Annotated in this window: 7 protein-coding genes; 3 read left to right on the top strand and 4 right to left on the bottom strand. The window is 44.3% G+C overall.

Going from position 1 to position 4,733, the window contains the following annotated elements; translation table 11 throughout:
• Window positions 1–106 precede the first annotated feature (106 nt).
• Together IQ270_RS28275 and IQ270_RS28270 are read right to left on the bottom strand one after the other, a co-directional pair.
• Window positions 107–550, bottom strand: a complete 444-nt coding sequence (locus IQ270_RS28275; RefSeq protein ID WP_193976447.1) for a retroviral-like aspartic protease family protein — start codon at window positions 548–550, stop codon at window positions 107–109.
• 71 nt (window positions 551–621) lie between these two features.
• Complete coding sequence (locus IQ270_RS28270; protein WP_228056785.1) at window positions 622–945, bottom strand: hypothetical protein; 324 nt, start codon at window positions 943–945, stop codon at window positions 622–624.
• Window positions 946–1,352: 407 nt separating this feature from the next.
• On the opposite strand from IQ270_RS28270, the gene IQ270_RS28260 reads away from it, so the two are divergent.
• The gene (locus IQ270_RS28260) at window positions 1,353–1,553 is read left to right on the top strand and encodes a hypothetical protein (protein ID WP_228056784.1); all 201 of its coding nucleotides are present in this window, start codon (window positions 1,353–1,355) and stop codon (window positions 1,551–1,553) included.
• A gap of 115 nt (window positions 1,554–1,668) precedes the next feature.
• On the opposite strand, the gene bchM is transcribed toward IQ270_RS28260, so the two are convergent.
• Window positions 1,669–2,355: a magnesium protoporphyrin IX methyltransferase gene (bchM, locus tag IQ270_RS28255; RefSeq protein WP_193976444.1), complete on the bottom strand. Its 687-nt coding sequence runs from the start codon at window positions 2,353–2,355 to the stop codon at window positions 1,669–1,671.
• A 72-nt stretch (window positions 2,356–2,427) separates the two neighbouring features.
• Here bchM and IQ270_RS28250 point away from each other — a divergent pair, with 72 nt between their 5' ends.
• On the top strand, window positions 2,428–3,165 hold the full coding sequence (locus tag IQ270_RS28250; RefSeq protein ID WP_193976443.1) for a DUF4058 family protein: 738 nt from the start codon (window positions 2,428–2,430) through the stop codon (window positions 3,163–3,165).
• A gap of 30 nt (window positions 3,166–3,195) precedes the next feature.
• Here IQ270_RS28250 and nagA read toward each other — a convergent pair whose 3' ends face one another.
• Window positions 3,196–4,425 (bottom strand): N-acetylglucosamine-6-phosphate deacetylase, encoded by a 1,230-nt coding sequence (nagA, locus tag IQ270_RS28245; RefSeq protein ID WP_193976442.1) that lies wholly within the window; start codon window positions 4,423–4,425, stop codon window positions 3,196–3,198.
• 207 nt (window positions 4,426–4,632) lie between these two features.
• On the opposite strand from nagA, the gene IQ270_RS28240 reads away from it, so the two are divergent.
• Window positions 4,633–4,733, top strand: a 101-nt coding sequence (locus IQ270_RS28240) for an AIR carboxylase family protein (RefSeq protein WP_193976441.1), incomplete at its 3' end; no start/stop codon positions are given.

The following is a 4,733-nucleotide window of genomic DNA, read 5'->3' as shown; positions in this document are numbered from 1 at the left end:
GGGCGGGTTCGTCTAAATCTTTGACACCGATCAATAAACTATAAAAACCCGCCCCCCCCCAACGATCGCACTTCTCCAATAAAAATTGCCTAAAAAAAAGACCTTCCTACAAAATCGTCAAATAGGTTTCCGTAGGACTAATCGGCAAAGCCTTCAAAGTTTGATTCTGCAAATCAATTTCCAACCCCAAAGCTTCTAAAGGTATCACTCCTAAAAGAGCATCGGTTCCTCCCGGTAATTCCAAACACTCAAAAGTTCCTTCTCGCTCAAACATAGATATGGTAGCATCTCGGAAAATTCGGGCTTTGCCAATACCCATTGCTGTTGCTACATCCACTTCTTTCAGGATTTTTAGTCCCAGTTTGGCGATCGCATCCTTTGGTAAACATAAGGTAGTAGCTCCCGTATCTACCAACACATTTTTGAGAGTTATCGATCGAACTCGTTCGGGTGAAATTGTGCCATCTTCCGCCCGAATTTGGTCGGCGCGATTAACAATTGTCAGAGTGGCAAAAACTTTTCCCATATTCGTGTTACTTTGAGTTTGCATTGTTGCCTCCTACTTAATTGTTGGAGTTGTTTCTCACTTTAATTGTAACTAATATTGAGGTGCGACCGCACTTATTCCTTTGAATTCCACTCCCTAACATCTTCCTCAGAAATGTGATACCGATAAAAAGTAGAACCCTTCACAGTCACTTGAATTTTACCTTTACCCTTTTGGGCCCTCTCACTCTCAATAGTCACTTTTCCAAACCCTGTTTCCTTCCAAGTTTCACACAAAATCTTCTCAACTTGACTCAAAACCTGATTAATCGGATTCTCTTTACTTTCTGGCCCAGATGGCATATCTGTTTCTAGGTTCAGGTTTAACTTAACTTTGCTGTTGCTGTCGCCTGCTTTGTTATCCCGATCGCCTGCTGCATTCTCTGATACAAACCTCATACCTTCTTACTCCCTAAATTCCAGCCTTTATTTACATTGCGGAAATAGCTTGATGTTTTTACGCATAGTTCCAGCTTTTGTAACAATCATTTACACGATCGCTCCCAAAGCCACAGACAGTGAAGCACCTATGACCCGCGATCGCCCAATCTAGGCATTACCGCAGAACCCAAGAACGTATAAAATGAAAGGTGGTGAGTTTCAGGAGTGCAAGCTATTCCTACAACAGCGCAAGTATGGCAAACCTTCGTTCTTTGTTGTTCTGCGACAATCATGTATCGGAGTGTTAACTTAGTCCGCTTAGATGAACGCACGGGTAACGTTTACTTCTTAGCGGGAGAAGAAATAAAAATATAAATCAAACCCAACGGAGAAGCAATATTTGTATGAAACCTAACTTCAATGAAATGAGCCGAAAAGAGTTACGCACCTATGTCCTCGCTCATCGAGATGATGATGAGGCATTCTATGCCTTAGCTGACAAAATCTCTGCAGATGCAGCCAATAAAGTGCCACTTCCCCTCCTAAAATCATTAGAGGATATGGAAAATTATCCAGAGTTTCTGGAAAAACTTCGTGGAGATCCGGGCCACCAAGAATCAGCTTAGATGTAGTTGGGGCGGGTTCACCTAAATCTTTGACACGGATCAACAAATTATCTAAACCCGCCCCAACAGCCAATAAATGCTCTAAACTGGCCTCAGAATTGGCAGAGATTTTAACCTATTTCCGCACAGCTTCCAGCAAGCGAGAATAGTAAAAGCTAGTGCTGTTCATGGCTGTTCTGTTAATCGCAAAACCGTTGCTTTCTAGGATTTTGATAATATCTGCTTCGCGGTGCTGGTAAGCGCGGGTAGTTTTGCTCGGCCCGGGGAAAAGTTCGCCAAATTTTTTGAGGGCGGTAAGTGCTACAGTTTTGGGGGCAAAACTGAGAATTAGTCGCGATTGGGCGATCGAACTTAGGTGTGCGATCATTTCGGCTGCCTTATTCTGAGGATAGTGGATCAGCACGTCCAAGCAAATAACCGTGTGAAATTTGCCGGTTAAGGCTTCTAAATCCTGGGCTGCGAAGGAGATGTTGTACAGCTTGCCGGGAACTGCTGTCGATCGAGCATAGGCTTCTGCTACCATCTTTTCAGAGATATCGCTAGCGCCAACAATTGCCCCAGCCTCAGCTAGGGGAATGCTCAAAGATCCCACACCGCAGCCGGCATCGCAGATACTCAGCCCGGCCAAATTGCCGTCAGCTTGCAGCCATTCGATGACTGTATCCACCGTTTTTTGGTGCCCGGTGCGGATGTCTAGTTGAACTTTGTTGACTTTGCCGTCGCCGTAAATTCGCTGCCAGCGATCGAATCCCGTCGAGTTAAAATACTGTTTGACAATATCCTTGTCATTTACCAAATTCATCTTTCTGCCTGCTGCTGAGTTATTGCCAACGATTAAATATTATAATTTTAATTAGCCCTAACTTAAAAAAATATGGTGCTACAAGACCATTTCCGCCCGCCACTGTCAGTGCGCCGTCACTGGCACGCCTTTCACAATGCTTGGGCGACTTATATTGCATCGGATTTAAATGCCAAATTACCCGAAGGTTACTTTGCCGAACCCAACGTGCAATTTGGAATTGAAATTGATGTCGCAGCTTTTGAGGAACCTCTACCGGAGTTTGATTGTCCAGAGACGGTAATTTGTTTACCAATAGATTTTCCCAACAATTGGATATCACCGCCAGCCCAAATAGTGCCATTTTTACCTTTGTCGGAAACTGTGCAAATCAATATTTTTAACACAGAAGGCGGCCCGGTTTTAGCAGGTGCAATTGAATTAGTAAGTCCTGCTAACAAAGATCGTTCTACTCATCGCGGTGCTTTTGTTTCTAAATGCGAGACGTATTTGCGACAGGGAATTGGGTTGGTAATAGTTGATGTTGTGACTGCAAGAAAAGCAAATCTCCACAATGAATTGTTAGCCCGTTTAGGAGGAGGAAGTGCTTTGCTTTTCGACGCTGAGCTATATGCTACAGCTTATCGCCCGATCGAGCGAAATGGCAACCAATACCTCGATATTTGGCAGGAAAAATTGGCTGTAGGTTCCGCGCTGCCTGCTTTACCGCTGTGGCTACGGGGTGAGATTTGCCTGGCTGTGGAATTAAATAATATTTACGATCGAACTTGCCGAGAACACCGAATCATCTCTAGTCCGGTTAATTGCTGATAAATCCCATAATAATGAATAACTAATGACTTAAAGCAACCGATGCCAAGTTAATTCTTTTGTCGGTTCATCCAAGTGCCAACGTAATAATTGACTGGCAGATTTACCGATTATTCCTGAAATTCCCATCGCCTTTCTGGGAGATTCAGTTGCTAGGGCGATCGCACTTTCGGGTTCGCAAATTCCCCACTTCACCAAATTCTGCACTCCCGCCAACAGCGGCAGAGTTGTACCCGCCAAAGTAGCAGATTCCAGGGGCGTGTGGTAATCCAATCTGATCCAAGCCGTACCTTTTTTGACTTCTATTTGTCGGGAATCCCAAGGATAAACACCGTCAGGCAAACCCAAAGGAGCTAAAGCATCGCTGACCAAAAAAACGCCTGTGTCGTATCTGCCAGCGCGCAGCAAAAAATCAATCATTGTCGGAGAAACGTGCTTGCCGTCAGCAATTAAACCGCATTTTACGCCCGGATAAACGATCGCAGCGCCCAACAAACCCGGTTCTCGGTGGTGCAAACTCGGCATCGCATTAAAAGCGTGAGTTACCATTGAAGCTCCTTGGGCAAAAGCTTGCTGTGCTTGCTCTGCTGTCGCTTGGGAGTGTCCGAGACTGACGGCAATTCCCAAACTTTGCAAATAGGGAATGACTTCGCCGCTGCTGTCCAATTCTGGCGCTAAAGTAATTATTTTGACAATATCCGCACAGTCTCCTAAAACTTCCTTCACATTCTCTATAGTTAGCGGTAATAAAAACTCAACTGGGTGAGCTCCTCGCTTCTGCGGGTTGAGAAAAGGGCCTTCTAGGTGAACGCCGATTATTTCGGCTGTTTTAGTTTTATTGGTTGCTAGATTGGCGGTTTTTGCAGTGCGGATATAATTTGATATCGTCGAGAGCGATCGCCTAAACTTATCCAGGGAAGTTGTCACCAAAGTTGGCACAAAAGCATCTACTCCCTGATACCATAAAAATTGAGAAATTTTCGCTAAAACTTCAATATCTTTGCTTTCTAAATCGGGGAAAGCAAAACCGAGAGCTCCGTTAATCTGCAAGTCAACACCACCGAGAGAAATCCAATCGCCTGCTGCATCAAGCACTTGCAAATCAGGAGGGTACATCAGTTTAAATACCTTGTCCATCGGGCAAACTTCTTGAATGATGCCTGTTTCGTCAACAGCAAGCATTTGCAAATCCTTGCAACCGGGGATGCGAGCGTTGAGAATATTTATAGGGGCGGCAGTTGGGGTTGTGGCTTCATTCATCCGATTTGAGATTTTAAATTAGAAATTAGAAATTTGCTCGCCTCAATCTGGGGCTGGTTGTGAGAATGCTGAGTTTTTGGATTTCTGCACTCTTGGCTGGTGACTAAATTGCTTTTGAGCGTCAGTTTTCCGACAAAATATCTAAATTTGAGTTAACGCCATAATTTAAAATTAGCATTGATCTGAAATCTCACACCTGAAAATTGCATGAATCAACCAACAGTTGGAATTATCATGGGTAGCGATTCGGATTTGCCAACCATGTCTGATGCGATCGCCATTTGCGAAGAATTCAACATACCTTGTTC

Origin of the sequence: Microcoleus sp. LEGE 07076, from assembly GCF_015207455.1 — a bacterium.
Classification (GTDB): domain Bacteria; phylum Cyanobacteriota; class Cyanobacteriia; order Cyanobacteriales; family Microcoleaceae; genus Microcoleus.
This window is presented reverse-complemented; position numbering and strand designations above follow the sequence as displayed.

Coding starts and splice junctions, on each gene's coding strand:
- IQ270_RS28275 (WP_193976447.1), bottom strand. CDS start 550: ATGCAAACTCAAAGTAACACGAATATGGGAAAAGTTTTTGCCACTCTG.
- IQ270_RS28270 (WP_228056785.1), bottom strand. CDS start 945: ATGAGGTTTGTATCAGAGAATGCAGCAGGCGATCGGGATAACAAAGCA.
- IQ270_RS28260 (WP_228056784.1), top strand. CDS start 1,353: ATGAGCCGAAAAGAGTTACGCACCTATGTCCTCGCTCATCGAGATGAT.
- bchM (WP_193976444.1), bottom strand. CDS start 2,355: ATGAATTTGGTAAATGACAAGGATATTGTCAAACAGTATTTTAACTCG.
- IQ270_RS28250 (WP_193976443.1), top strand. CDS start 2,428: ATGGTGCTACAAGACCATTTCCGCCCGCCACTGTCAGTGCGCCGTCAC.
- nagA (WP_193976442.1), bottom strand. CDS start 4,425: ATGAATGAAGCCACAACCCCAACTGCCGCCCCTATAAATATTCTCAAC.